Source organism: Micromonospora echinofusca (genome assembly GCF_017614955.1).
GTDB lineage: Bacteria > Actinomycetota > Actinomycetes > Mycobacteriales > Micromonosporaceae > Micromonospora > Micromonospora echinofusca_A.
The window spans coordinates 1-903 of sequence record NZ_WVUH01000688.1 but is presented as its reverse complement, the minus strand read 5'-3'; the positions used below and the strand labels follow the sequence as shown (position 1 = coordinate 903).

The following is a 903-nucleotide window of genomic DNA, read 5'->3' as shown; positions in this document are numbered from 1 at the left end:
CCCCGGAGGAGCTGCTGGCCTCGGTGTCCCGGGCCGACCATCGGCAGCGTCACCCGTGGCCGGAGCGGGACCTGGCGGTGCTGGCGTTGGCGTTGTGCGCGGGGCTGCGCCTGGCGGAGCTGCTGGACCTGCGGGTCGCCTCGCTCGTCGGGCGCGACGGTGAGCGCCGGATCGAGGTGGTCGGCAAGGGTGGGCGGCCCCGCACCATCCCGGTGGAGCCGGAACTCGACCGGGTGGTGGGCGCGTACCTGCACAGTCGGGCCGTACGCTTCGGCGCCCGGACGGTACGACCGGACTCCGCGCTGCTGGTGGACCGGCACGGTGCACCGTTGCGGCGCGGTGGTCTGCAGTATCTGGTGGATTCCGCGTACCGGCGGGCCGGGATCGGGGATCGGGTGCCGGCCGGTGCGCGGTTGCACGCGCTGCGGCACACCTTCGCGACCCGGTTGGCCGAGGATGGGGCGAGTGCTGCGGAGATCATGCGGTTGCTGGGGCACGCGAGTCTCGCGTCGAGTCAGAACTACATCGATGTGACGGCGGGTCAGCAGCGTGCGGCGGTGCGGGCCAACCGGACGAACCGGGCGTTGGTCGGTCTGGTGGCCGATGGGGACGGGCGCGGGTCAGCTGGTGTGAAGGGTGCGGGTCAGCCAGGGGTGTAGGACGGGCAGGACGTGCTGAGGTTGCATGGCCTGGGTGTGGTCGAGGCCGTCGAGGAGGTGTACCTGCCAGCCGAGGTCTTCGAGTTGGCGGCGGTGGGTGGCCAGGGTGCCGCCGATGTCGAGGTGGACGCCGCCCCAGCGTTCGTCGTAGGTGATGGTGTCGGTGGAGCCGGCGAAGCAGAGGCGGGGGCAGTGCAGGTGGGCCTGGGCGGCGTGGTCGTCGAAGGTGGACAGGGCCTGGTAG

Annotated in this window: 1 protein-coding gene and 1 pseudogene; one reads left to right on the top strand and one right to left on the bottom strand. The window is 72.2% G+C overall.

The annotated features are described in order from the left end of the window. Positions 1 to 659: tyrosine-type recombinase/integrase (locus GSF22_RS33900; RefSeq protein ID WP_208817960.1), on the top strand; the 659-nt coding region annotated here is incomplete at its 5' end. Here GSF22_RS33900 and GSF22_RS33895 read toward each other — a convergent pair. Beyond that, positions 621 to 903, bottom strand: a pseudogene (locus GSF22_RS33895) (alpha/beta hydrolase); the annotation flags it as partial. The gene GSF22_RS33900 and the pseudogene GSF22_RS33895 overlap by 39 nt on opposite strands.